We start from the raw sequence: 25724 nt of genomic DNA on the forward strand, positions 1-25724 counted from the left end.
TTGTGTGACGCTGTAGATATATTTAGCCAATCTATTTAAACAACGCCAGACATCTTTTTTTCTGAATAACACTAGTAAATTTAAAATTTATTCAAAAAAGGTCACAATTGAGCTTCAGAAGCTTAATGTTGAACCTCGAAAGCTCAAACTTCATCTTCAGAAGCTCAAGGTTGAACCTCGAAAGCTCAAACTTCACCTTCAGAAGCTCAAGGTTGAACCTCGAAAGCTCAAACTTCATCTTCAGAAGCTCAAGGTTGAACCTCAAAAGCTTAACTTTCATCTTCAGAAGCTCAAGGTTGAACCTCGAAAGCTTAAACTTCATCTTCAGAAGCTCAATGTTGAACCTCGAAAGCTCAACACATCAAGATCTAGCAAATAGATCCCCGACTTCTCTAAGATGTTGTTTGTAAAGTATCAAGTTGTATCAAGATCCCCCCTAGCCCCCCTTAAAAAAGGGGGAAAATAAATCAAAGTCCCCCTTAAAAAGGGGGATCTAGGGGGATCGAAAAGCTTTGATACATCCCCGATCGCTTTTAAAACATCCTTTAATAAGTTGGGGATCTGACAGGGCAAATTTTGTCTGCGATCGCTAATTAACTAGCAGGAATTTCTGATGGCTTTTTCTTAGAACGGCGGTTGAATCTACGTCCCATTTCATCAATCACCGCATCTAAACCCATGACGTCACCACTAGCTTTAGCATAGTTGTAAACTGCCAGTGCTGATGCATACGCTTCACTCCCAGCTGTCATCCAAGTGTCATCTACTAATTCTTGCAGTTGCGTTAGTGATAGCAATATGGGATACAAAGCTTCATACAATTCAATATCGCGGCGCATTTCGTCAACATCAAAAGAACGAGGGAGAAAATTAGGATTTTGTGTCGCTACCTCTAACGCTTTGCTGACAAAAGCCCGACTTTTATCTCCCATCTTCAACATTGAGCGTCGTTCCTCTGTTGTCAAATCAACTAAAAACGGTAACTTTTCTTTGATAGTAGCGATCGCCTGCATCACCATTTCCCTGTCTACTTTGGAAATATTGGCACTGATACTTTTTGTTGTCATATAAATCACTCAATTTCAACGCTTAATTTCAGTGTTCCCAAAATTAGAGAAGCGATCGCAAAAAAGGCAGATGGCAGATGGCAGAAGGAAAATTAAGAGAGCCAGATTGCTCTAGTTCTCGTTACCAGGTTGAAGCTTGGTAATGAGGGTTTATGAGGGTTTGTGGGATGCTGCCTCGAAAAGTCGGGAACAGGGTTGGGGGTTGGGGGAACAGTAAAAACTCCTGCCTCCTGCCTCCTGCCTTGAAAGTCACCTCACCCCCTGCCCCTCTCCTTAGCAAGGAGAGGGGTGTCCGACAGGACGGGGTGAGGTTTTTCATGCAAGGCTTGTGAAACTTGTTTCATTGGGACTGCCTTCTAATTAAAAGCAGACTGTAACAGTTGGCGCATAAACTTAGCCTGGAGATGTTCGGGGAAAACAATCAAAAAATTATCCAACTCATGAATAGCTTCACGGATATGCTCTAAAGATGCACCTTTAGATATGGCATATCGATATAAGTTTTCTACGGTTGGGTAATACTGAACTGCCAAATAGTAAAGGGCTAAATTGAAGGTATTACGCCAGTCTTGAGGATGATCTTGATAACGTTGTTTAGCAAGCTTAATGGCTGAGGCTAAGTCAGTTCGTGCTTTACTTGCCTCGTTCAAGGTTTGGTAGGCTAAAGCGCGTAAATACATATACCAGTCATTGTTGGTATTTAATTGGATTGCGCGATCAAGATCTGCCAAAGCCTCGCTATGGCGTTTGAGCAGCAAATAAGTATAACCACGCCCAGCTAATGCACACTCATGATGTTGTTTTGAACTAACTTCAAGGGCGCGCTCAAAGTCGCTAAGAGCTTCGTTGTAATTCTCCATCCGGCAATAGATGGCTCCTCGCCCAGCTAATGCCCAGCCGTTATTATGATCTATCTCAAGGGCGCGTTCAAAGTCTTTGAGAGCTGCGGTGTAACGGTTTATTGCTCGGTATGTGTAACCTCTACCAACCCAGGCTTTACCGTTATTAGAGTCTAGTTCAATGGCACGATCAAAGTCTTTGAGAGCTTCAGTGTAATTATTAATTGTCCAGTAAGCATAACCTCTTGCTGCCAAGGCTTTATCATTCATCGGCTCGATTTCTAGGGCGCGGTTAAATTCTGTGAGTGCTTGCTCGTAGCGCCCCATCAATTGGTAAGTTTCGCCTCGGCAAACAATTGCCCAGGTGTAATTAGGATCGAGGCTCAAGGCATGGTTAAAATCATTGAGGGCTTTAGAGTAGTTCCCAATCAATTGATAAATTTCACCGCGACAGACAATCAGCCAAGTGTCTTGGGGTTTAAATTCGATTGCCCGTTTAAATTCTTTGAGGGCTTGATCGTAATGTCCCATTAATTGATATGTTTTACCCCTACTACTGATAGCTTGGGTGCAATTAGGATTGAGTTCGAGAGCACGATCAAAGTCTTGGAGAGCTTCTTCGTACTGTCTCATCAATTGATAAATTTCACCCCGGCTAGTAATTGCCCAAGTATTGTTGGGGTTAAGGGAAATCGCACGATTAAAATCTTTGAGGGCTTTGTCATAGTTTCCCATCAATTGATAAGTTTCACCCCGATTGATAATTGCTCCAATATCATAGGTATCCAAAGCGATCGCCAAATCAAAGTCTTGCACTGCTTTAGCGTAATCTTCGATCCGGCGATAGGTTTGCCCTCGCTGCACGATCGCCCACTTGTTTGTAGACTCTAGTTGAATGACGCGATCAAAATCGAGAACAGCTTCTACGTGATACTCCATTAACTTGTATGCTGCACCACGCAAGACAAGGGCTTGAGTTTGTTCTGGCTCTAACTTGAGAACATGGTTAAAGTCTTGTACGGCTTCGTCATAACGCTCCTGCAAGTAATATGCTGTACCTCGCAGTAAAATCAATTTGATATCGTCTGGCTCTGATGCTAAGAAGCGATCAAAATCTTGAATTGCTTGGGAATAGCGTTCGAGCAAGTAGTATCCAATTCCTCGGAGTGCAATTGCTCCATTTTGTTGTAAGTCATTTTCCAGAACACAATCAAAGTCTTGAATTGCTTCTTCATAGCGTTGCATCAACAAATTGTTATACCCCCGCTGCATTCTGCCCCAGGTGTAATTTGGGTTAATCGCAATAGCACGATCAAAGTCTTGAATTGCTTCTTGATAGTGCTTCATCAAGTGGTAGGTATAACCTCGTTGGGCGATCGCCTGAATATTGAGAGGTTCATAAAAAATTATCTGATCGAAGTTTTTGATTGCCTCCGAGTAACGCTCCAATTCAGCATAAATAGAACCTCGTAGTAAATTTGCTAAGTTGACTGTAGAGTCGAGGGCAGTAGCTTGTTTAAAATTTTTGAGGGCTTCTTCACCACGTTTGGTAGCATGATAGATTGTACCCCGAAAGCTAAAAGCCAAAGCTCGACACTTAGCATCTAGCTTCCCCTGATCGATGAGTGAACTCAGCATTTCGAGCGTGGTTTCATAATCATCCTCTTTTAAGCCTTTTAGCCCTTTGAGTAGCTTTTCACCCCAACGCTGAACTTCTATAGCATCAGCATCTCTGCCAACCTGAATGATTATTTCTGCCCAAGCCAAAGCAAAATCATATTGGTGCTGAAGCGCTGTCAAAAAACCATTCAAAGCTAAAGACAAGTTCTTTTGGGTAGATTGGCATAAGCGGTGGTACAAAACATTGAGTTTGTGATTTTGCCAAGTCGCATCGCACCATTTTTGCTGTTCGTCTAATTGCAAGTTATTTGCCAGAGCATCATAATAGTCTGCTAATTTACCCTGCGAATCTGCCCAAGCTTGTGCTGAAGAAAGACGCTTGTGACGTAACATCAAAGTTTTGGCAGCATCATGAAATACCCAACCATGAGTATGCGCTTCCACAAATGGCATCTGTTTGAGCCATGCTAAAAGTTCATCTGCTTCTTGTTCACCACGCAACTGTACAAGTACTTCCCGGTGCAAATACCGAGGCATTGCAGCGCTCATGACTCCTTGTCGCTGTTTTGGCTCTACCCATTTCAAAAAGCGTTCGATCACCAAGCCGTTAGCATCACCAACTTGGTTTGGATCTTGGGGAGCTTCAACAGCGAGAGTAGCCACCAACAAGGGTAAGCGTTCAGACAAACGGAGAATCACATCAATTATCTGAGCGTCATTAATGCCTTTGTGATTCAGATAAAGTCTGGCTTCGCTTTCAGTAAAAGGTTCTAAACCAAGACGCTGGATTGAATCTTCGTAGCACGCCCAATAGTTTTGATTTAACTCCTGCCGCCCCGCAATTACCAGTAATATATTTGGTGGTACGTCGCCATAACAACCATCAAAAATGTCTCTGAGCCAGCGATCTAAAAATCCCTCTGTGCGATCGTAAGTGTCCAAAAACAGAGCCAAATCGGAATTTTCTGCTATTTGCCATAACTCCTCTAAAAATAAAGGTGTCAACATGGCAACAGGTTCTAGCAACAAGCGTAGTTCGTCTTGATTGTGGATTTTTTTAGCAAGATAGGATGCCCATTCTGTCTGTGTTGCTTCAATATCTTGATCCACATATTCCAAAACCACCTGAGTACGAGGAATTTGTAACTGTAGATATATATCTCCTTTCGGCACAGTTCCTCTTAAAAAAGCCGAAAAACTTTGGGGAGCTTCGGTATCGGTTACTAATTCTTGTTGTGTATTTTGGTAAGCTTGGTAACGTTCGTTAAATTTGGTTAATTGCCAACCTTGTTGTTCTAGCTGTTGTGCCAAATGAGCCATTACTGCCGGAATGTTGGTTTCCAGCTCGTTTGTATAAGCGGTGAGGAATTTTGCATTCTCAGCAATTTGGCGAAACTGCCGCAATAACAAGGTTTTTCCTACACCACCTTGCCCGAAAATATTGAAGATAAATCGATGTTGATGATCTGCAAATGGTAATTCTAAATTATGGCGAAATAGAGCGATTTGTTCTTCTCGCCCCACGAAACTTAATTGTTGGCGTTGTTTGAGAATTTGTTGCAGAGTCTGACGCTTTTGGGGTGGCTTGCTGCGAGACGCAAAGTTGGGGTTTTGCATTGCCACCTCTACAGCCTTGGTGACTAGCTCCTGATTTTTCTCCTCAACTTCTGGTAAGTATTTACACTCCGACTCAGTGATATCAATTAACAGTGGCAATCTTTCTCGAATAGTATTAATAGCCTTTAGCACCACTTCTCTGTCACTTAAGGAAAGGGGTGAATTTACATAATCATCTGTCACTTTTGACACTTCCTTAATACACTCTTTAATAGAGTGTTCCCAAAGAAACAAAAAGGCGATCGCTAAACCGAATATTCTCCGAGGAAATGATGAAGATAAGATGAAGGGGATTGGGTACTGGGTACTGGTGATTGGGTACTGGGAAGAGGACACGGGTACAGGGCAAGGGGCATAGGGCATAGAAAATCCAATTCCCAATGCCCAATCTCTCACTGTTGCCCCAACCCTATTCCCTATTGACTACCGCAATACAATCAATCTCTACCAACACATCCTTAGGTAAACGCGATACCTGTACGCAGGCTCGTGCTGGTGCTGTAGCCTCGTCAAAATACTTAGCATAAATAGCATTCATGGCTGCGAAATCATTCATGTCAGCTAAGAAGACAGTTGTTTTGACTACATCCTCAAACTTTGCCCCAGCCGCAGCTAAGATTGCCTGCAAATTAGCCATTACTTGTTCTGTCTGCTTAGTCACATCTTTTGTACCGACAATAGCACCCGTCTTCGGATCGAGCGCAATTTGTCCAGCAACAAACATCATTTGACCAGAAGCAACAATAGCTTGATTGTACGGGCCGACTGGTGCAGGTGCTTGTTCAGTATTAACTACTTTTTTATTCATTGGTTATTCCTGTGTTTTATTTTTTAAATAGGGTTGGGGGAACAGGGATTAGGAAGAGGAGGGGGAGAGGGAAGATGGGGAGAGTGGGTGATAATTATTTACCTTGTCACCGCTTCTTCTTCTCAGTACCCAATCACCAGTACCCAGTACCCAATCCCCAATCCCCTACCTCGGACGTATCCCATAATGTCGATATCGCCAATAATCTTGGAGAATGCGATCGTGGTCAAAACATAAATTAGTAGGTATGCACCAAGGCTCAAAAATTCCAATATCCTTGGCATCATCTCCCGCTTTTGCTTCTCCTTTGGCTGCGGCTAAAAAAACAATACTGATCGTGTGCTTGCGGCGATCGCGATTCGGATCGGAATACACGTGTAATTGTTCTATCAACTCCACCTGCAAACCTGTTTCTTCCGTGGCTTCGCGCTGGGCTGCGGCTTCCACAGTTTCCCCATAATCTACAAAACCACCGGGAATTGCCCAACCCAAAGGCGGATTATGTCTCTGAATTAACACTATTGGTCGATGAGGACGGTCAACCAATTCGATGATGATATCAACAGTCGGAACAGGATTTTGATGATTCATAAAACACCATTTTTGCATTAAGTCTGGTCACTCAGTTAGCTGAAAGCAGACGTCTGTTCCGTGGTAAATTCGTTGGGATATCTTCCTCCTACAGTTCAGGTTAATTATGCATCCTTTGAGAGCTAGTGGTATTTTGCTGCATCCCACTTGTTTTCCCAGTCACTATGGAATCGGAGATTTGGGAACGGGGGCTTATCGGTTTATTGATTTTCTCCAAGAAAGCAACCAACAATATTGGCAAGTATTACCTTTAGGGCCGACTGGTTACGGCAATTCTCCTTATATGTCATACTCGGCTATGGCAGGAAACCCTTTGTTAATTAGCCCAGAAAAGCTGCGCGATGAAGGGTTGCTGGAGGAAGAGGATTTTGCAAATTTACCAGCATTTCCTACAGGAAAGGTAGATTACCAGCTAGCTGTAGCAGCTAAAATTCCTCTGATCAAAAAAGCCTGCGCTAACTTTAAAAGCCATGCTACACCCGAACAGCAACACGCATTCGCCAATTTTTGCCAAACGAAAGCTTATTGGTTAGACGATTATGCTTTGTTTATGGCACTTAAGGATGCGCAAGCTAGCCCTAGTTGGCACACATGGGAGCCAGAAATTGCCAAGCGCCACGATAAAGCAATGGAAGCAGCGCGCCTATTACTTGCTGGAGCAATTTTTTACCATAAATTTACTCAATACGAGTTTTTCCGCCAATGGTCGGAACTAAAGCAATATGCCAATGAGCGGGGCATCTATATAATTGGTGATATTCCTATTTATGTAGCTCATGACAGTGCAGATGTTTGGGCGCATCCTGATATCTTTTGCCTAGATCAACAGACAGGTGAAGTGGATTTGATGGCGGGAGTTCCACCAGATTACTTTAGCGCTACCGGTCAGTTATGGGGCAACCCGGTTTACAATTGGGAAACTTTACAAAAGCAAGATTTTAGCTGGTGGATTCAGCGTTTTGAAGCGATGCTGGATTATGTCGATATTATTCGCATCGATCATTTCCGGGGATTTGAATCTTATTGGGCTGTACCAAAAGGCGAAGAAACAGCTATCAATGGAGAGTGGGTAAAAGCACCTGGAGAACGGTTATTTGAGACAATTAAACAAAAGCTGGGTAAGCTGCCTGTCTTGGCTGAGGATTTAGGTACGATTACCCCAGAGGTAGAAGCGCTGCGAGACAAGTTTGAATTTCCAGGAATGAAAATTTTGCAGTTTGCTTTTGGTTCTGATTCTGCCAACCCCTACTTACCCTTTAACTACCAACGTAATGCAGTGGTTTACACCGGCACTCACGATAATGACACGACTGTAGGTTGGTTCAATCAAGCCTCAGATTGGGAAAAGCAAAATTTATCACTTTATTTAGGTTGCTTCAGCCCGGATGGCATCCACTGGGATTTAATTCGTCTGGCTTTGAGTGCGATCGCTAATCTAGCGATTCTTCCTTTGCAAGATATTCTTGGTTTGGGAACTGAGGCGCGGATGAATTTTCCTAGCAAGGCGGAGGGCAATTGGGAATGGCGTTATGAAGCACAGGCTTTGACTCAAGAGTCTGCCTGGAAACTGAAAACATTAACCACGTTATACGGGCGTACTCCGCAACCGAAGTCATAAGTTTTGAATTGGCGTTACTGATTTGATGGCGTGAAAATAATTTTGCGTAATGCCAAAACCCTTGTAGAGACGCGATATATCGCGTCTCTACATCCGGATTTATACCATAATTTAGCAACGCACTTAAATTATAAGTGTCGAGTGATAAATAAACTTGATACTTATAATTCATCACTCACAATTCAACTAAATAAGATAAATTTTTTCCCTTCTGCCTCCTGCCTTCTACTTATCACCTTGTGTTGGCAGCGATGGTAAATTCTTTTTGTTTGCCTGGCTCTCCCAATTGCTTGGCTTTTTGACGGTTGACACTTACCAACACGCCTCCAGCATTATCAGTTCTCACTGTTAATTGCTCTTGGGCTTGCCAATTGCCACGAAAGCCCTGTGGTAGTTCACCTTCGTACTCGACTCTGCCATCAACTCTAACCTGAATCCAGGATTTCTCTGTCAAAATGACACCAATTTGCAACTGTTGTTCTTCGTTACTTGTAATTTCACTGACAGACTGAAGTTTTTGTTGAGCATTTTGAGTGGCTCGTGAATTTAAAGCAGCTTCTACATCTGGCTGTTGCTGATTTCTATTTGCTGTTTGTAATGCGTTAGGATTCAATAATCGAGATAAACCAATCACAGAAGATAAAATCACAAATACATAAATTAGGTAAAGATGAATTGGACGTAATTCACTAATTGTCGTAGTCTTCAAAACAGGCTTGGTAATGATTTTGTTGATGTTAACTGGGAAGTAACTGGCAAATTCTGTACCATTAAAGCCCAATGCATCGGCATATTGTCGAATCAACCCTTGAATGTAGATTGGCTCTGGAAGTTCTTTGAAATTACCTTCTTCAATTGCTTGCAATAGCCGCCGAGGAACTTTTGTCAGTACAACCATTTCCTCTAGTGATAAACCTTTTTCCTGGCGTGAGGCACTCAGTTGCCCGCCTATGGCTGCTAACTTTTCGGCTTGCTTTTGCTCGTCAACTGAAGGCGCAGACTCATACTTGTGATTCCTTCTAAACCACTTCATTGGCTTTTATGCTCCTTGAATCTAGCTAAATCTTTAATTGGGAATTTACTTGAATTTTTTGTAAATATTTAATTTCGCTTTCTGTGAGATGACGATACTCACCTTCACGCAAACGCCTCTGGTTAGGTGCTTGTAACTGAATTAAACCTATAGCAGTACGATGTAGTTTAATAACTGGATAGCCCAATTGTTGGGCAACACGGCGAATTTGGCGATTTCTTCCCTCCTTTAAAATAATTTCTAAACAGCTAGAGTCGGCTAATCTTTCGATCAGTTTTACTTGTGCCGATCGCGTTTTTCTTCCATCCAACACTACACCTTTACTCCACATTTGCAGCACGGCTGGCGGAGGATGTCCCTTCACCACAACATGATAGGTTTTGGGAATACTGTGACGCGGATGGGTGAGCCGGAAAGTCAATTCTCCGTCATTCGTGAGTATTAGTGCTCCGGTAGAATCTGCATCTAGACGCCCAACAGGGTGAATACCTTGACGAGTACGCAATTCTGGTGGTAATAGATCCAGAACTGTCTTTCTATTTTGGGGATCGTAGCAAGTGGAGACTACAGTTGCTGGTTTGTGTAATAACAAATACACCAAAGCTGGACGTTCTACAGCTGATACTGGCTTGCCATCAACTGTAATTGTGTCTGTTTGGGGATCAATTTTTTGCCCCAAATGCGCTACGTCTCCGTTGACACGCACACGCGATCGCCTAATCATTTCTTCGGCTTGACGACGCGAGGCAATACCCCATTGAGATAGAATTTTTTGTAACCTAGTCTCCATGTGGAAATTGCTTATTCTGAAATTAAAACTTAAAAAATTACTTGAAGAATTCAGAACCCAGAATACAAAATATTCTGACTCCTAACTCGTGACTACTTTTTTGTAAGTCCTTATTGATTAAGTAAGTTGGTGGTAATAAATACAACTAAGTCACGAAAAGTAAATATGTTTAAAAACCTAACCAATGACGAAGGACAAATGACAAATGACGGTCTTAACGAGTTAGCTTTATTTGTACCGATCTACTTAAATCGTATATTTGTGGTTGGTTATTGGTAGCCACAAATGATACATTTAAGTTTTGTTTAAACACTTGTAGATTTGTAAGTAAATACCCATTACATTGAGCGAGTAGATGCCAGAAAACAATTTCGAAACCCAAAGTCCCCAGAAAAAACTTCGGATTGTCACAAATGTGCTGAAAGCAGCACTCAAAGTATGGTTGAGATCGCAAGTTAGTCAAATCTCTGAGTTAGAAGTTGAGATTAAAGCCAGCGATCGCCAAATTCTCTCTGGTTTTATCCCCTTAGTGTCCATTAGTGCTAGTTACGCTGTTTATCGAGGTCTTCATGTTAGGCAAATTCAATTATTAGCACAAAATATTCGTATCAATATTGGCTCAGTACTTAAGGGACAGCCACTGCGACTGTTAGAAACAGTACCAGTTAGTGGGGAAATTACCTTGGAAGAGGACGATCTTAATGCCTCTGCTGCTTCTACTTTATTAGTATCAGGATTAAATGAGCTATTGGATAAACTGTCACCAGAACAACGCTCAAAATCCAAGCCGATAATTTGGCAAAAAATTATTCTTGGTAATGGTCACTTTATACTTTATTTCTCCCCACTTCCTGAAAACAACCATACTCCATCAGAAATGTGTGTACGCTTAAAATTACTGAGCAAACATGAGTTACAAGTAACACAAATTTTTCCGAACCACAACACGGGATTTGGAGTAGAAAATGAGAATGAACATTATATAGATTTGGGTTCGGAAGTTGACATCCAAGAGCTACAACTGATCCCAGGAAAGGTAGTGTGTCGGGGACGAATTAACGTTAAACCTTAAAGTAAAAACTTAAAGATAAAAAATATTATTTATTAATTCTTCATAATATTTTTACTGCTAGAAGCTTTTTCCTTTCTAGTGCCTACTTATCTCATCTGAAAATAGGGTGTTCAGATCCTCGACTTTTTAAAAAAGTCGGGGATGTATAACCTTTCATAATTTGCATGGCAGACTACTAAACCAGTAGCGGCAACAGGAGAGTGACAAAATAGAAAACTAAAGGAGCCGTAAAAATATAACTATCGGTACGGTCTAATATACCGCCGTGTCCGGGAATTAATTGCCCTGAATCTTTGACTCCAGCATCCCGCTTGAGCATAGACTCGGTGAGATCGCCCAACAGGCTAGCAATGCCAATCAATAAACCTAATGTTAAACCGGTGATTGGGTATTGAGGCCAATTAAAGTAGTAAGCTCCAGCAAAAGCGATCATAATGCTGGCAAAAACACCGAAGACAGCACCCTCAACGGTTTTTTTCGGACTGATATCAGATAAAGGGGTTTTACCAAAGAATTTACCAATAATATAAGCACCAATATCAGCTCCCCAGATACAGGCAAAAGTTAGCAATGTTGCTGTCAAACCATTTGGCAAAGAAGTTGTGTGTTTATGTTGGAGAACATCAGCCCAATTTGAAGGCCAATAACCTCCCAAAGGAAGGTTACTGACAACTGTACTATTAATCGCTCGCAACCTTACCCAGTAACTTGGTAAATAACCAGTGTAAAATAGCCCCAAAATTGAAGCGGAAATATCGGCGATCGTCGCCATTTTGGGCTGAAATAATAGATAAAAACAAATGAATGTACCCGCCACAGGCATAACGGCATCAGCTAAATTGCCATCCAGCGTACAGATAACTAACAGAACTTGACTAACAACAATAGTGGTTTTTGCAGCAGGAGCTATGCCTTTGGCTTTCACCAAACCAAAGTATTCGTTTTGACCTAAAAATATAATCACGGCAAATACGATGGTAAAATACCATCCGCCTAAAACTGTTGCCAATAGTGCAACAGTAATTGCTATAATTCCACTGAAAATTCGAGACCAAGGCATAACTGGGGACTAGGGACAAGGTACTGGGGATTGGGGACTAGGGGGGACTAGGGATTAGGGAGTTGTGAGTTGAATTTTCTGCTATTATCTAGCCTCTAGCCCCTAGCCCCTAGTGTGTTTTATTTGGCTTCAGTCTAGTTTCTCACCACTGAGGATAAAAATTGGATCTACGGCAGCGAGGGTTTGAGAAAAACCGCGTGTTTCCAAACGATTAACCGCAGATTGCACGACTTCTATATTTCTCGCTTGCAACTGAGCAAAACACTGAGAAATAGCATACAGACTTTCTAGATTAGCAGCTGTGGCGACAACTCTACCCGAAGATGGCAAATAATGCCAAACTGTCTGCAAAATTTCCTGAATTGGGCGTCCACCTTCAATGCAAACGCGTTGGGGTGTTTGTTTGACATCGTGCAAGCAATCAGGAGCGCTGCCTTCGATGACTTCAACATTTTTGACTTCAAAGCGATCGCAGTTACGGCGAATTAGGTTGGCAACTTCTTCATCCCTTTCCACAGCAATAATTCGCCCTTGGGGACATAACAAACCAACTTCTACAGGAATAGTACCCGTACCTGCACCAATGTCCCACAAAACTGTATCGGGTTGAAGGCGCAATTGAGCAATCAATAGTAGTCGAATTTCTCGTTGACTCAAGGGAATTCCTGGTAAGTGCTCGAATAAATCATCCGGGATGCCAGGACTACTGTAAGGCCAGAGTTGAGAAGGCATATATTTGTATACAGTTATAGTAAAGAAAGATATGGCTTCAACGTAGCGCTATAACCAATTACTATGACTAGTCAAATTTTAGGCGAGTTGCCCGATGGCGATAGCTTCGCTTCCCGCTACGAAGTACAGCAGCAGCTAGGTAAAAAGGCTGGGCGACGGACGTTCTTGGCTCGCGATCGCATGACTGGTGAATTGGTTGTAGTCAAGTTGCTATCTTTCAATAGTGATTTTGAATGGGATGATCTTAAACTGTTTGAGCGGGAAGCTGAGACTTTAAAATCTTTGTCCCATACCTCAATTCCGCGCTACTTAGATTATTTTGAGGTAAATACACAGAATTTTAAAGGTTTTGCTTTGGTGCAGACTTATATAGCTGCCCAATCTTTAGAGCAATATTTACAAGCTGGACGTACTTTTACAGAAGCGGAAGTCAAAGAAATAGCCAAAGCAATTTTAGAAATTCTCATTTACCTGCATGAGCAAAATCCTCCTGTAATTCACCGTGATATTAAGCCTAGCAATATTTTGTTGAGCGATCGCTCTGGTAATAGTGTTGGGCAAGTCTATTTGGTAGATTTTGGCTCAGTACAGACTGTGGCAGCAAGCGAAGGCAGTACAGTCACGGTGGTAGGAACTTATGGGTATATGCCACCAGAACAATTTGGCGGGCGCACTGTACCTGCTTCTGATTTATACAGCTTAGGGGCTACTTTAATTTACTTGCTAACGGGAACCCATCCCGCTGATTTACCCCAAAAGGATTTTCGCATTCAATTTGAACAAGCAGCAAACATCACTCCTGCTTTTAGTCACTGGCTGAAGTGGATGACTGAACCTAGTCTAGAAAGACGTTTGCCTTCTGCCCTAAAAGCACTGGAGGCTTTAGAAAACCCCCAAGTCATCAATAGCACTGCTTTAAGTGTTACCAAACCAATTGGTAGTAAAATTACGTTGACTAAAAATGCGGATGCTTTAGAAATTCTCATTCCACCTACAGGTTTTAAAGGTTCAACGGCGTTCATGGTTTTGTTTGCGATCGCCTGGAATTCATTTATCCTGTTTTGGACAATAAATGCTTTAGCTGCTCCTTTTCCTGTAAACATCCCCTTTGCTTTATTCTCACTACCTTTTTGGGGTGCTGGTTTGCATATGGTGTATTTAATTCTCTCTCCCATACTAAAGCGTATCCGATTGCACCTAGATCGCTCCTCAATAACATTTACTTCTGAAATGTTGGGATTGAAATTCAATCGGGTTCCGCCCACACCAACACAAGAAATTACTAAGCTAGTCTATACACCAAGAACTTTTACTAGTGACTTTCAAGGCAACAGAATCGAAGTTCCACCCCAACTAACTGTTTGGGCAGGAGTAAATCGGTACCAAATTGGTGGTAAAGGTGCTCCTGTTGAATCTGAATTAGAAATCGAATGGCTAGCTAATGAATTAAGTAATTGGTTGGGTGTACCAATACAACGAGAGTAATGCTTTCAAAAGGCAGTCCCAATGAAACAAGTTTTATCGCCAGGCATGAAAAACCTCACCCCGTCCTGTCGGACACCCCTCTCCTTGCTAAGGAGAGGGGCAGAGGGTGAGGTGACTTTCAAGGCAGAGGGCAGAAGGGAAGAGAATTTTCTCGTTACATCTTTTTTCTCTAGCCCCTATCTTCTGGTGAGATAAGTACCTAAACAAAATTAATTACACATTTTTTTTGCTGTTCCCTGTTCCCCGTTGTAGGAACAGTCCGTTGGAAACCCTACCAAGAGCGCTGCTCGCAACGCGCTGGCTCCCCTATCCCCTTGCCTCCACCCATAACTTTAATTTTGCCTAATCACTTATCATTGCAGCAAACATTCCACCTCAGCAGCTAACCATTTTTGAAACATATTATTTAAAATTTCTTCATATATTTGCGATGTTAGCTCTGCTGATATCAGCTCTTCAACCATAAATAGATGATAACCTTGCTCAGTTTTAATGGGGCCAATCAGTTGTTGAGAAGTAGCGTTAAAGATAACAGCAGTTATATTTGGTGGAAGTGAGCAACGATAAAGTTTACCTTCATAACCACACTTTTTCCGACGATTTTCATCAATATTGTACAAATGAGCGGCTTCATAAAAACTAATTTCTCCTTCTTCAATTTGATAGTAAATTTCTTGAGCCAGTTTTTCACAATCAATAATTATTTGATAGAGAATAACTTGTTCAAACTCTAAGCGATTTTGAATAAAAAAATTTTCTACATCTTGAGAAAAAAGTGTTTCTGCTACTTTTTTTGCTAACAGTCGATTACGAATTCCAACTTCCCAATCATCCGGACAAATAAATTGCTGTGCTAACCATGCCATCGTATCAGCAGCTTTTTCTAATTGCTCCTCGCGTCGTTGGCGCTCTGCTTCATCTTGAATTTCTTCTGTAGTGACAACTATTCCTCTTTCTTTGGCTACATAATGTATTAGTTTTTGAGATAGTATCTTGTAATATATTTGCCGCAAACTCATTTCACTTTTAAGGTAACTAACAATCTCCTCAGAACTGATATGTATTTTTGGCAAATTATACATAGTAATTCGTATCTACTATTCAAAAATTAGTAGGTAGAAAAATCAAATTAAACTGAAAATGCACTTCATAATATCCCTGACTTCTCTAAAAGGTCAAGGATATAATCTGTATAGTCATTGATGTTAATTTACTTAGCTCTTTTACTACCATAGCTGGAAGTCTTAACAGCAGTATTAACCCTGTTAAGGGAATTCCAAAGATTCACTTAAATATAAAATATTTCAAGATTTAAAAATAGCAAGACAATTAAGCTTATAGTAACACCAACTAAAAAATGATTCTGATCAGGTGATTTCAAGCACTATAACTTACCCTTATGCCTTGCCATATTACTTTCTCATATACACGTACAGCGTAGAAAATGATAAGGCAAGGCTTATTTTGAAGTTAATTAACTAATTTGCCCTCATTGAGAAAGGAAACCTAAGCTACAAATTTACGAAGTTTGGAATACAAATTGCCTTAGTTTGTTTACGGCAAATCACTACAGACTTTATCTGTATTCACCACTTGTACCAATGCGTGGATACTTCGACAAGCTCAGTACAAATTTCGGATTTTGGATTAAAAACATTGATTAATAGGCTAGTCCAAAATCTTGAAACAAGACTCCTGTATGCCAATTTGGCACTATATGCAAGGCTAAAAGATTGAGTTGGCACAATACCTATCCAAGAAATAAGGATAAGTACAACCAAAGGATTTTTAGTAGGCTAAATTTTCTAAAGTTTCCCGCAAATACCGTTGGACTTGTTGTTCCAGACTAAGCTTTTGAAATTGAACATCGCGCTCTACTAACCAGCGCTGGAAACCGGAACTAGTGGCGATCGCACACTTTAGGCTATTCCAAATATCGGCATCATAAGAGAATGAGCGATCGCTAGAAGTTTGAATTCGAGCCATAGTTACCTCAGTTTTTAGTCTTAGCTTTATCAGCAGATTGACCCACTGTTTGTGTGATCTACATTTGGGGCGAGCTTACGAATCATTTGAAGATTCAATAAAACCCCATACCCGTAACAATCGTAAAATTCTGCTAAATCTTGATCTAAAGGTAATATTTTACGGCAGCAAATTCTGTTTCATTTGTGACTAAAATTCGTGATGTGCTTACTGAAACTGGCTACAATATATTTTTTGAGAAATTTTGCAATGAGTTTGTAACTAAGCTCAGGCACTTCATTTAGAAAATAGAAAACTGACAAAATTTGCTACCCATAGAGCAAATTACTAAATATAAAACAGGATTCTAACTAATCATAAAGTCTAACCCCAGTTATGAAAACTTAGAATTAGAATTTCTAATCAGACAGTCATGTAATTAAATTACCTAACGGGGGAATGAAAACAGTCTTTACCTTGTGCCTCCTACTTCCACTCCTCTGCCTTATGTTTAAGACAGACTAAATACCATTTACAAGTAGCAAGCAGATTGCGGAGATTAACCTTTAGTTATTTTGTAGCTTGGATAATTACAGAGAACTTAAATAAAGCAATAAGCAAGAGGGTAGAAGGAGAGGGAGATAGGGGAATAATTAGTTTAAGTATTCACTATACTCTCCCACTCTGCTACTCTTTTACTTTATTTATCTAGCAGCCGAGAGGGTGCGGCGCTTAGTAACCATCTGGTAGGCTTCGATAATGTCACCTTCTGACCAGTCACTATATTTATCCACACCAATACCGCATTCATAGCCGGCGTTAACTTCGCGTGCGTCCTCTCTCATACGCTTGAGCGAATCAAGGATACCTTCGTAGACTACCTTGCCACCACGCCGAATACGCAGCTTGCAGTTGCGAATCAGCTTGCCAGATTGGACGTAACAACCAGCAACCGCACCACGACCAACAGGGAAGATAGCACGGACTTCTGCTTGTCCCAGAGGTTCTTCCACTAACTCTGGCTCTAACAGACCTTCCAAAGCGCCTTGGATGTCTTCTAGGAGTTTGTAGATGATATTGTATTCGCGTACATCTACACCAGCTTCGTCGGCGGCTTGTCTGGCACCACTGGCGTAGGTAGTATTGAAACCGATGATGACAGCTCCACTGGCAGCAGCCAAGTCAATATCCGTTTGGGTAATTTCCCCGGCGGCAGCTAACAACAAGCGGATTTGCACTTCGTTTTGCGGAATTTGCTTGAGTGATCCCACAATCGCTTCTACCGATCCCTGTACGTCTCCCTTCAGGATTAAGTTGAGTTCTTTCAACTCGCCTTCTTGGGCTTGAGCGGAGATGGCAGCCAAAGTCACGCGTCCCTGCATGAGGCGGGATTGACGTTGTTTTTCGGCCCTTTCAGTAGCAAGTGCTCGTGCTTCTTTCTCGTTGTGGAAGACCTCAAATTCATCTCCAGCCGCAGGCACATCACTTAAACCTAGTACCTCAACAGCAAAAGAAGGAGAAGCCACTTCTACTCTGGCACCTCTGTCGTCCACCATTGCTCGGACTTTTCCAAACACCGAACCAGCCACTAAGATATCACCTACGTGCAGGGTGCCATTCTGTACTAACAGAGTAGCAACTGCACCTTTTGCTTTATCTAAGTGGGCTTCAATCACCGTTCCCTTCGCACGACGATCTGGGTTGGCAGATAGTTCTTCTACTTCTGCTACCAGCAAAATCATCTCTAACAAAGTATCTAGGTTCTCACCTTTGATAGCACTGACGGGAACCATAATTGTTTCGCCGCCCCACTCTTCTGGAGTCAGACCATACTGGGTTAATTCTTGCTTCACCCGATCAGGTTGAGCGCCTTCTTTATCGATTTTGTTAATTGCTACGACAATTGGCACTTCTGCGGCTTGGGCGTGGCTGATTGCTTCCACTGTCTGCGGACGAACCCCATCATCGGCAGCTACTACCAAAATAGCAAGATCTGTCACCCGTGCTCCCCGCGCCCGCATAGCTGTGAACGCTTCGTGACCTGGTGTATCCAAAAATACTACTTGCTGGATTTTGCCATCATGTTCAACATCTACGTGGTAAGCACCGATGTGCTGAGTAATTCCACCAGCTTCACCAGCTGCTACTTTGGTGTTGCGAATCGAGTCAAGTAGGGTGGTTTTACCGTGGTCTACGTGACCCATAATTGTCACTACTGGCGGACGTCGATGGAGGTTTTCCAAGTCTGCCACATCCAGCATTTCCGTGACTTTGCGAGCTTCTGCTTCTGGTTCTTGGGTTTCTACCTCTACTTCTAGCTCTTTTGCAATCAGAGTAATTGTGGGAATATCAAGGTTTTGAGTGATACTCACCGCCATGCCTTTGAGGAACAGAATCTTCACAATCTCAGTGTCGGCAACCGCCAAGGCGTCAGCCAACTCTTGCACAGTCATCGTACCTGTGACGATCAGCTTTTCTGGACGCTCACGCTTTTGTTCTTGTGGGCGACGTTGCTGCTCACGGGTGGCTGCGGCTGGCTTTTTCGGTCTAGCTGCTGGAGCTGGAGCAACAGGTTGTGCTGGTCTAGCAGCTTTAGGTTTAGGCGGACGAACGATCGCATTACTGATCTGAATGGTAGATTCTGCTGTCTCCAGTTCTTCATCAAGGAAATCTTCGTCCTCAAAATCATCGACAATGGGCTTGAGGCGTTTGCCTTTAGCGCCTAGCTTGCCAGCTTTCGCTGACTCTTTGACTTCGTCAATCTCTTCTTCTTCCCATTTCTTCCCAGATTTAGTTTGACGAGGTGGGGCTGGACGCTTGAGTTCGATGATTTCGGTTACTTCTGTTTCCTCTTCCTCTGACTCTTGTACTATCTGCGCCTTTGTGGCTCCCACAGGCATGGGTTTGGGTGGCGTCGGTGCCATGGGTGCCTGAGGAGGACGGGCCGGAACTCTGGTTTTTTGACCTTCTCCTTGTGGAGAACTGGGTCTGCCTTCTTTGCGATCAGATTTCGGCTGTGGTGAAGTAGGACGTGACGGTTTCGGTGGCTGCTGTGTCTGTCCAGCTTCCACACCGACAGGTGTCTGTGCCTTACCCTTGCCACCTTTATCCCGATCGCGTTTGAGGATCGGTTTTTCTGGCTGACTGGTTTGAGCGGCCGATTCCGGTTTTTCTGCAACAGGTCTTGCAGGTGGAGCTGACAGTTGTGGTTTTTGGGGTTTTTCCTGTTTCGGTTTTTGAGGTGCAGGGGAAGGCGTTTCTGGTTTTTCCGCTGCAATTTTTTCCCCTGGCTGGGTTGTCTTGGGGGTGTTATCCGCGTCTGTCACAGCTGTTATTTGTGAGGTCTCAGACTGATTCCGGGGTACAGGTCGAGTTGGTGCCGTCGGCTTCATTGACGAGACAGGTGAAGGAGCGAAGGGTCTTGGAGGTGGTGGATTAAGCTCAGAAAGAGCGGCTTGATTATTGGTAGCAGCCGACGCTTCAGATGCGTTGGCAGGAGTGTTTTTGGGTGGTTTTGGTTTGCGAATTTCTAACAATTCTTGTTTTTGAGATGCAGCAGGACGGTTGCGTGAGTTTATTTGTAGTGTACTTTGTTTATGACTGGTTGTACCGTGATGATCTTTTTTTGGCATCACATGTGTAGCTGCCAGTTTTTCTGCTTGGGAACGGATACGTTCCGCTTCGGATTCTGTAATCGTGCTGCTATGGCTTTTGACCGCAATATTGAGCTGGTCGCAAATTGCTAATAGCTCTTTGTTATCCAAATTCAATTCCTTTGATAATTCGTAGATTCTAACTTTGCCGTTGTTCATCCACTCTTCCCCTATAATTTACAGTTTTAACGGATGGGTGCCAGCTAGTGCGACATCTCCATCCTTTGATTACTGTGTTTAGGTTGCCGTTTTGTTGCCGGTGCCTCCAATCAGGAAAGAGAGATGTTTCGGTTTAATGCTGGCATCGCCACCAGAGATGATGGTTGACGCCGGACTGCGCGTGGGCGCTACCAGATTGCAATTTTTTAGTTTTTTGTTTTGCTGATTCTGAGTCTTCCACAACACATTAAGCGTAATTCTTGTGATGAGTGTCGCTTCGCTCCTTTAGATATTTAAGAGCGACTTGCCTGACACCCCTTTACTATTTTGGCACTAATTTCTAGCGTAACAGAGGGTGTGGCGATAGCGCTGGGGTGGCGGCTGTCGGCACAATTCCTCTGGAGATAACCGCCAAATGGCGGTTAAAACTCAATTTGATTTTGAAAATTGCTTTGAACTAAGCGTTGCCACAATGTCTGATACAGTGTTTCTGGCACTGATGCACGTAGCGAGCGTCCTAGTCTATTTTTTTTCTGAGCTGCACTGAGACAGTTCGGATTTGGGCAAATATAGGCAGAACGCCCCATGCCCTCATCTAATTGTACCTGTCCAGACTCAAAGACGCGGACAATCCGCCAAAACTCATTTTTTAAACCCACTTTGCGACAACTCAAGCAACGCCTATGGTTTGGTTTCATTGATTTGAAAGTCTTGTCTACCCAGATCTAGATGTTAAAAATTTTTAATTTGTAATTATTTTAATTACTCCTCGTCGCGATCATAGTTTTCGTCTTCTAGTTCGTTCTCTAGATCTTCTTGATTTTCATTCTCTAATTCTTCTTCATAAATATCATCATCATCAACATCATCTATATCGGCAACATCATCTATATCTTCGGCTTTATACTTGGCTCTTGCCTCTGCAAACTTGGTGTCTTCGGCTAGATGATCGTATTTAGCTTTATCTTTGATATCAATTTTCCAACCAGTTAAGCGAGCCGCCAGACGAACATTTTGCCCTTCTTTACCAATGGCTAAACTGAGTTGGTCTTCCGCCACAAGTACATGAGTTTGCCTAGTTTCTGGATCCATCAAGCGCACTTCGTCTACTCGTGCTGGACTGAGGGCATTGGCGATGTAAGTTGCAGGATCTGGCGACCAGCGAATTACATCAATTTTTTCACCCCGTAATTCGTTAACTACGACTTGAATTCGCGATCCCCTAGCGCCAATACAAGCACCGACTGGATCTACATCGCGATCAAGGGTATCTACAGCAATTTTAGTTCGAGGCCCAACGTGGCGGGATGGGGGGTTAGCTTCCCGCGCCACTGCCACAATCCTGACAACTTCGTCTTCGATTTCTGGTACTTCGTTAGCAAATAAATAAACTACTAAACCAGCATCAGCACGAGATACCAATAATTGCGGCCCTCTTTGCTGACCTTGAGAAACTTTTTTCAAATAAACCTTGAACGTAGCACCGATACGATAATTATCGTTGGGCAATTGTTCGCGCTTGGGTAATTCAGCTTCTACTTCAGGCTGACCAAAGCCACTGTTGACAGCCATAATCACCGATTGCCGCTCAAACCGCAGAACTCTTGCTTGCAGAACTGTTCCTTCTAAATCCTGAAACTCTTCTTGAATCAATTGTCGTTGCTGATCCCGCAGTTTTTGTGCCAAGACTTGCTTGGTTTGCATTGCTGCCATTCGTCCAAATTCCCCTTGATCTGGGGTGACATCAAGCACTACTTCCTGCCCTAACTGTGCTTCTTCTCCTCCCATTTCTTGAACTTGTTGTAGGGCAATTTCATGATCGTTATTATTAATTTCTTCAACTATAGTTTTGGTGGCAACGACTCGAAAGCCTTCTTCGTCAACGTCTAGCTGCACATCAAAATTATCGAAGTAATCTTCGTCAAAGTGCTTTCTATCTAAATTTTGAGCACGACGATAACGTTCGTATCCTTTAAGTAGTGCTTCTCTAATGGCTGCTTGCACTGCAATTTTGGGTAAATTACGCTCCCGGCTTATATTTTCTATTAACTCTTTCAATCCAGGTAAACTTACCATTGACATAAGCAATCTCCTTTACAAATAGGGATTAGGGACTGAGGAATAGGGACTGGAGGACACGGGGATTCTGGGACACGAGGACAAGGGGAAGGATTGTGACTCACGTCTTATCCCCTTATCTCCTTGTCTTTTCTGCTCCTTGTCCTCTTCCTAGCCTCTAGTCCCTAGCCTCTAGTCCCTAGTCTTTTTTATCGACGATCATCCAGCCGCACTTTGGTAATTTGGACGCGGGGGATCGCGATCGCGCGGCCTTTTTGATTTAGGTAAACTGACGTTTCATCTCGGCGGATCAACTGGCCAGTCCACTCTTGTTGTCCTTCATAGGGTGGGGAAGTGGAAACGAGCACAGGAAATCCCTTAAAGGAAACAAACTCTCGGTCTGTAGTTAGTTGACGGGAAATACCGGGACTTGACACTTCTAAGACGTAGGTATCTGGAATGACCTCAGCCGCATCTAATGTAGCTTCTAAAGCACGGCTCATCCGCTCGCAATCATCCAAACCAGTATCCTGATGAGGGTTACGAATATCTACCCGCAAAACTGGTGGACGTTGGTTTGTATGAAAAATTACTCCAACAACTTCCAACCCCAGTTCTTCCGCTACTGGTGTAGCCAAATCTACAATTTGTGGTACTAAAGGATGAGTCATGCAACGATTCCAACAAAAAAAGTGGGTACCGACCCACTTCCTGCGATAGGGATATCTTCCAAGAAGTCTTTTTGCGAACCAATTTTGATTCGCCTTCCTTTCGAGTTTAGCGCATTTTTTTAAGGGCGAGAAGCAAGAAAGAGTTTCTTTTTTCTCTATCCTCCGATAGAAATTTAGACTAGTACATTTTGGTTAAATTGTACACCTGTAGATTGGGGATCGGGAATTGGGGACTAGGTACAGGTGATTAGGGATTGGGTACTGGGGACTGGTGATTGAGTATTGCTGCTGGTGCTCCTAGTCCCTAGTCCCTAATCCCTTCTTGCTGCACTAGTAAGGTAGAGCCTTTGACAACAACTGATTGAGATGGAGCATAAGTTCTCAGTTGCCTGGTTTGTTCTAATATTTTCTCGAAATCTTCTTGAGATAAACGTTTTACATAGTTAAGCTTGATTTCTTCCAAAAAGTCTACAAGCAAGCTTTGTAATTCTGACAGTACTTGTTTTTTCTGTATTTCTGTTCCTAAGGCTTCGCTGAAACGTTGTACTAGCTGAGTTGTTAATTTGGCTCCAACGGGATCTTCTACAGCAGTAACTAGCGCATTGTAGAGGTTAGTAGTTAATTGGGTTGCCAGTTGCTCGCTTAACTGGATTTCTACCTGTGTCAGCCCAGGCAAGTTTTGCAGGTTATGGATGATGGGAGAATGATTGAAAGCCCCAATTATGTTGTGACGCAAAATGGCAATTATTTCTGGCTGAATTTTGGGAAGAACTTGGTAAACAATCGTTTGTATCACAAGAGTAGCGATCGCTTCCATTTCATTGACATTATTAATATCTATATAGGGGCGCAAGTTTTCTTTTTGTAGGAGCCAGCGTACAAACTCACCAGTTTGAATAGAGCCTTGAATTTGGTTAATTACTCTGACGACAACTATTTCTGTGATTTCCTCGGCAAAACTTGTCACAACACCCAAATGAATTTGCTGTCTTAGTGGTTGTAAATTTAGCAATTTTGCTTTGTCAAGACGAACTAAAACTGGTATCATTCGCAACCACCGCCAAAACGGTAGCAAAAAAAGTAAGTCATACCAGCGCCATAAAATTGCATTTAACCAGCTAAAACCAAGATAGCGGCGTTTGATATAGTAACTGCGAACGGCTAAATCAATAGCAAAGATAAATACGAATGGTAAGTCAATTATCCAAAAATAATCAATAAATTCGCCATTTTCTCCGATTTGCCGAAAGTAGTTAGTGGCTATTAAAGGTCGAATTTGCCGATTAAAAAAATTAAATTCTTTTGTCCAACCATTTTGCAATAAATAATTCTGGCTCCAAAAAGTGGCAAAGGCTTGCTTGGCAGATTCTTGCCTAAGGCGATCGCGCATTCTATTTTTGATTTTTTCTAGGGTGCCACTTTTTCCTGCTACGGCAAACGGATTATCATCGATCATCTCTGTGCTCAGGCGGCTCAATTCTTCTAGTCGCGCTTTTGCCTCTGGTGAATTTAATCCTGTCTTATTTACTACCTCCTGTAATTCATTAACTGTTCTGAGATATTTTTCAGTTTCTCTGTGAGATTCAATACCTTTAATTGGATCGTATATGCGAGTTAACTGAGGTAGATGTCGCAAGTAAAAATCTCGCCAAGGAACGTAACTTAAATTAAACAAAACTAAGCCTAAGTTTATGGTGGCAATAATTGCCATGAGTCTCTCAATCCATAAGTAAGACTGCTTCGGTGATTTTGGGTTAACCATTATTTCTTTACTGGCAAAAATTTTAGCCAAATAATTACTTATAAATAAATTTAATTATGTGGTATAAAAATTACCACTAGAGATAGATGACTATACATAATATAAGAGGTCAGCTAATTTTAACTGAGTATTAGCAAAATGAATCAAAAATCATTAATAATCAATAAAACAGATGTTAAATAAATTTAAAATGCATCTGTTTATTATTGATATTTTGGTGATTTTCTCTGAAGGAGTGTTAACCATGTGGTGTGAGTTTGGAAAATCAAGCGTGAATGTGGCAGTTGTTTGTCTGGTAACAGCTAGTGTAGCGATCGCAGACTCTGCTATTGCTGTCCGAGCGCGTAACTATACTCCCCAGGAATTCCGCGCTGTCTTGCATGGACTTGGTTATAAAATTCCAGTGTCAAATGCACCTTTAACGAATGCAGACGCGAAACAAGCGATTCAGGAATTTCAAAAAGGCTATAAATTACAACCTACTGACGGTATTGCAGGAGCAAAAACTCAAGACTTTGCAGCCAACATAGTTGAGATTCTACAGGCAAACTTGAATGCGGTGCTAAAGCCAAATCCTCCGCTTCCCAGGAATCAATTCTACGGCCCTCAAACCGAAGCAGCAGTGAAGCAGTATCAAAAAAAATTAGGACTGCAAGAAACAGGAATTGCCGACTTAGCGTTAAGGCAGAGACTTGACAAAGAGGTTAGAGAACTTCTTCAAAAACCTGCCGCAGCTCCCGCATCTACACCGACACCGACGGCAGCGCCAACTGCAACACCGACAGCCAAACCAACGGCAACTCCGACGGCATCGCCAACTGCAACACCGACAACCAAACCAACGGCAACTCCGACGGCATCGCCAACTGCAACACCGACAGCCAAACCAACGGCAACTCCAACGGCATCGCCAACTGCAACACCAACTGCAACGCCAACTGCAACACCAACTGCAACACCAACTGCAACACCAACTGCAACGCCAACGGCAACACCAACTGCAACACCAACTGCAACGCCAACGGCAACTCCTTAAAATTTATCAAAGCTTAAATGACGCGGTGGTTAAGATTGAACACTAGATTCTCTCCACCAACTCACAACCACTTGACAGTTCGTCTCAG

General features: G+C 42.5%; 21 protein-coding genes. 5 read left to right on the top strand and 16 right to left on the bottom strand.

Annotated elements, in window-relative coordinates; all coding sequences use genetic code 11:
* Positions 1 to 91: 91 nt before the first annotated feature.
* The 5 genes from QUB80_RS09620 to QUB80_RS09640 all read right to left on the bottom strand — a co-directional run bounded on the left by QUB80_RS09620 (position 92) and on the right by QUB80_RS09640 (position 6542).
* On the bottom strand, positions 92 to 322 hold the full coding sequence (locus tag QUB80_RS09620) for a hypothetical protein (protein WP_289789279.1): 231 nt from the start codon (positions 320 to 322) through the stop codon (positions 92 to 94).
* A gap of 271 nt (positions 323 to 593) precedes the next feature.
* Entirely contained in the window at positions 594 to 1067 is a 474-nt protein-coding gene (locus tag QUB80_RS09625; protein ID WP_289789280.1) for a hypothetical protein, read from the bottom strand.
* Between the two features lie 356 nt (positions 1068 to 1423).
* Positions 1424 to 5539, bottom strand: coding sequence for a tetratricopeptide repeat protein (locus tag QUB80_RS09630; protein ID WP_289789281.1), 4116 nt, complete (start codon positions 5537 to 5539; stop codon positions 1424 to 1426).
* 13 nt (positions 5540 to 5552) lie between these two features.
* Complete coding sequence (locus QUB80_RS09635) at positions 5553 to 5951, bottom strand: RidA family protein (RefSeq protein ID WP_289789282.1); 399 nt, start codon at positions 5949 to 5951, stop codon at positions 5553 to 5555.
* Positions 5952 to 6116: 165 nt separating this feature from the next.
* A complete protein-coding gene (locus QUB80_RS09640) occupies positions 6117 to 6542 on the bottom strand; it encodes an NUDIX domain-containing protein (RefSeq protein WP_289789283.1) in 426 nt (141 codons plus the stop codon).
* Positions 6543 to 6648: 106 nt separating this feature from the next.
* On the opposite strand from QUB80_RS09640, the gene malQ reads away from it, so the two are divergent.
* Positions 6649 to 8160, top strand: coding sequence for a 4-alpha-glucanotransferase (malQ, locus tag QUB80_RS09645; RefSeq protein WP_289789284.1), 1512 nt, complete (start codon positions 6649 to 6651; stop codon positions 8158 to 8160).
* 232 nt (positions 8161 to 8392) lie between these two features.
* On the opposite strand, the gene QUB80_RS09650 is transcribed toward malQ, so the two are convergent.
* A complete protein-coding gene (locus QUB80_RS09650) occupies positions 8393 to 9193 on the bottom strand; it encodes a helix-turn-helix domain-containing protein (protein ID WP_289789285.1) in 801 nt (266 codons plus the stop codon).
* A 25-nt stretch (positions 9194 to 9218) separates the two neighbouring features.
* Complete coding sequence (locus QUB80_RS09655) at positions 9219 to 9983, bottom strand: pseudouridine synthase (RefSeq protein ID WP_289789286.1); 765 nt, start codon at positions 9981 to 9983, stop codon at positions 9219 to 9221.
* A gap of 355 nt (positions 9984 to 10338) precedes the next feature.
* Between QUB80_RS09655 and QUB80_RS09660 the strand changes: the two genes are divergently transcribed.
* Positions 10339 to 11055 (top strand): LmeA family phospholipid-binding protein, encoded by a 717-nt coding sequence (locus QUB80_RS09660; RefSeq protein ID WP_289789287.1) that lies wholly within the window; start codon positions 10339 to 10341, stop codon positions 11053 to 11055.
* A gap of 175 nt (positions 11056 to 11230) precedes the next feature.
* Here QUB80_RS09660 and QUB80_RS09665 read toward each other — a convergent pair whose 3' ends face one another.
* Entirely contained in the window at positions 11231 to 12115 is an 885-nt protein-coding gene (locus QUB80_RS09665; RefSeq protein WP_276751088.1) for a phosphatidate cytidylyltransferase, read from the bottom strand.
* Between the two features lie 129 nt (positions 12116 to 12244).
* On the bottom strand, positions 12245 to 12847 hold the full coding sequence (cbiT, locus tag QUB80_RS09670; protein ID WP_289789288.1) for a precorrin-6Y C5,15-methyltransferase subunit CbiT: 603 nt from the start codon (positions 12845 to 12847) through the stop codon (positions 12245 to 12247).
* 63 nt (positions 12848 to 12910) lie between these two features.
* On the opposite strand from cbiT, the gene QUB80_RS09675 reads away from it, so the two are divergent.
* Positions 12911 to 14332, top strand: coding sequence for a serine/threonine protein kinase (locus tag QUB80_RS09675; RefSeq protein WP_289789289.1), 1422 nt, complete (start codon positions 12911 to 12913; stop codon positions 14330 to 14332).
* A gap of 21 nt (positions 14333 to 14353) precedes the next feature.
* On the top strand, positions 14354 to 14527 hold the full coding sequence (locus QUB80_RS09680) for a hypothetical protein (protein WP_289789290.1): 174 nt from the start codon (positions 14354 to 14356) through the stop codon (positions 14525 to 14527).
* Positions 14528 to 14685: 158 nt separating this feature from the next.
* Here the strand turns inward: QUB80_RS09680 and QUB80_RS09685 are convergent, their stop codons facing one another.
* The 7 genes from QUB80_RS09685 to QUB80_RS09715 all read right to left on the bottom strand — a co-directional run bounded on the left by QUB80_RS09685 (position 14686) and on the right by QUB80_RS09715 (position 24600).
* Positions 14686 to 15414, bottom strand: a complete 729-nt coding sequence (locus QUB80_RS09685) for a peptidylprolyl isomerase (protein WP_289789291.1) — start codon at positions 15412 to 15414, stop codon at positions 14686 to 14688.
* Between the two features lie 706 nt (positions 15415 to 16120).
* Entirely contained in the window at positions 16121 to 16318 is a 198-nt protein-coding gene (locus tag QUB80_RS09690) for a hypothetical protein (protein ID WP_289789292.1), read from the bottom strand.
* 683 nt (positions 16319 to 17001) lie between these two features.
* A complete protein-coding gene (gene infB / locus QUB80_RS09695) occupies positions 17002 to 20109 on the bottom strand; it encodes a translation initiation factor IF-2 (protein ID WP_289789293.1) in 3108 nt (1035 codons plus the stop codon).
* 422 nt (positions 20110 to 20531) lie between these two features.
* On the bottom strand, positions 20532 to 20807 hold the full coding sequence (locus tag QUB80_RS09700; RefSeq protein WP_289789294.1) for a YlxR family protein: 276 nt from the start codon (positions 20805 to 20807) through the stop codon (positions 20532 to 20534).
* Between the two features lie 64 nt (positions 20808 to 20871).
* Complete coding sequence (nusA, locus tag QUB80_RS09705) at positions 20872 to 22185, bottom strand: transcription termination factor NusA (protein WP_289789481.1); 1314 nt, start codon at positions 22183 to 22185, stop codon at positions 20872 to 20874.
* 191 nt (positions 22186 to 22376) lie between these two features.
* A complete protein-coding gene (gene rimP / locus QUB80_RS09710; RefSeq protein ID WP_289789295.1) occupies positions 22377 to 22838 on the bottom strand; it encodes a ribosome maturation factor RimP in 462 nt (153 codons plus the stop codon).
* Positions 22839 to 23142: 304 nt separating this feature from the next.
* Positions 23143 to 24600 (bottom strand): hypothetical protein, encoded by a 1458-nt coding sequence (locus tag QUB80_RS09715; protein ID WP_289789296.1) that lies wholly within the window; start codon positions 24598 to 24600, stop codon positions 23143 to 23145.
* A 244-nt stretch (positions 24601 to 24844) separates the two neighbouring features.
* Here QUB80_RS09715 and QUB80_RS09720 point away from each other — a divergent pair, with 244 nt between their 5' ends.
* The gene (locus QUB80_RS09720; protein WP_289789482.1) at positions 24845 to 25636 is read left to right on the top strand and encodes a peptidoglycan-binding domain-containing protein; all 792 of its coding nucleotides are present in this window, start codon (positions 24845 to 24847) and stop codon (positions 25634 to 25636) included.
* Positions 25637 to 25724 lie beyond the last annotated feature (88 nt).

It is taken from the genome of Chlorogloeopsis sp. ULAP01 (genome assembly GCF_030381805.1).
Taxonomy (GTDB): Bacteria; Cyanobacteriota; Cyanobacteriia; order Cyanobacteriales; family Nostocaceae; genus Chlorogloeopsis.

What these genes read in the sequence shown, in the direction of transcription:
- malQ (WP_289789284.1), top strand. Translation starts at nt 6,649, where the DNA reads ATGCATCCTTTGAGAGCTAGTGGTATTTTGCTGCATCCCACTTGTTTT.
- infB (WP_289789293.1), bottom strand. Translation starts at nt 20,109, where the DNA reads ATGAACAACGGCAAAGTTAGAATCTACGAATTATCAAAGGAATTGAAT.
- QUB80_RS09625 (WP_289789280.1), bottom strand. Translation starts at nt 1,067, where the DNA reads ATGACAACAAAAAGTATCAGTGCCAATATTTCCAAAGTAGACAGGGAA.
- rimP (WP_289789295.1), bottom strand. Translation starts at nt 22,838, where the DNA reads ATGACTCATCCTTTAGTACCACAAATTGTAGATTTGGCTACACCAGTA.
- QUB80_RS09640 (WP_289789283.1), bottom strand. Translation starts at nt 6,542, where the DNA reads ATGAATCATCAAAATCCTGTTCCGACTGTTGATATCATCATCGAATTG.
- cbiT (WP_289789288.1), bottom strand. Translation starts at nt 12,847, where the DNA reads ATGCCTTCTCAACTCTGGCCTTACAGTAGTCCTGGCATCCCGGATGAT.
- QUB80_RS09685 (WP_289789291.1), bottom strand. Translation starts at nt 15,414, where the DNA reads ATGTATAATTTGCCAAAAATACATATCAGTTCTGAGGAGATTGTTAGT.
- QUB80_RS09620 (WP_289789279.1), bottom strand. Translation starts at nt 322, where the DNA reads ATGAAGTTTAAGCTTTCGAGGTTCAACCTTGAGCTTCTGAAGATGAAA.
- nusA (WP_289789481.1), bottom strand. Translation starts at nt 22,185, where the DNA reads ATGGTAAGTTTACCTGGATTGAAAGAGTTAATAGAAAATATAAGCCGG.
- QUB80_RS09715 (WP_289789296.1), bottom strand. Translation starts at nt 24,600, where the DNA reads ATGGTTAACCCAAAATCACCGAAGCAGTCTTACTTATGGATTGAGAGA.
- QUB80_RS09655 (WP_289789286.1), bottom strand. Translation starts at nt 9,983, where the DNA reads ATGGAGACTAGGTTACAAAAAATTCTATCTCAATGGGGTATTGCCTCG.
- QUB80_RS09720 (WP_289789482.1), top strand. Translation starts at nt 24,845, where the DNA reads ATGTGGTGTGAGTTTGGAAAATCAAGCGTGAATGTGGCAGTTGTTTGT.
- QUB80_RS09665 (WP_276751088.1), bottom strand. Translation starts at nt 12,115, where the DNA reads ATGCCTTGGTCTCGAATTTTCAGTGGAATTATAGCAATTACTGTTGCA.
- QUB80_RS09635 (WP_289789282.1), bottom strand. Translation starts at nt 5,951, where the DNA reads ATGAATAAAAAAGTAGTTAATACTGAACAAGCACCTGCACCAGTCGGC.
- QUB80_RS09680 (WP_289789290.1), top strand. Translation starts at nt 14,354, where the DNA reads ATGAAACAAGTTTTATCGCCAGGCATGAAAAACCTCACCCCGTCCTGT.
- QUB80_RS09660 (WP_289789287.1), top strand. Translation starts at nt 10,339, where the DNA reads ATGCCAGAAAACAATTTCGAAACCCAAAGTCCCCAGAAAAAACTTCGG.
- QUB80_RS09650 (WP_289789285.1), bottom strand. Translation starts at nt 9,193, where the DNA reads ATGAAGTGGTTTAGAAGGAATCACAAGTATGAGTCTGCGCCTTCAGTT.
- QUB80_RS09690 (WP_289789292.1), bottom strand. Translation starts at nt 16,318, where the DNA reads ATGGCTCGAATTCAAACTTCTAGCGATCGCTCATTCTCTTATGATGCC.
- QUB80_RS09675 (WP_289789289.1), top strand. Translation starts at nt 12,911, where the DNA reads ATGACTAGTCAAATTTTAGGCGAGTTGCCCGATGGCGATAGCTTCGCT.
- QUB80_RS09700 (WP_289789294.1), bottom strand. Translation starts at nt 20,807, where the DNA reads ATGAAACCAAACCATAGGCGTTGCTTGAGTTGTCGCAAAGTGGGTTTA.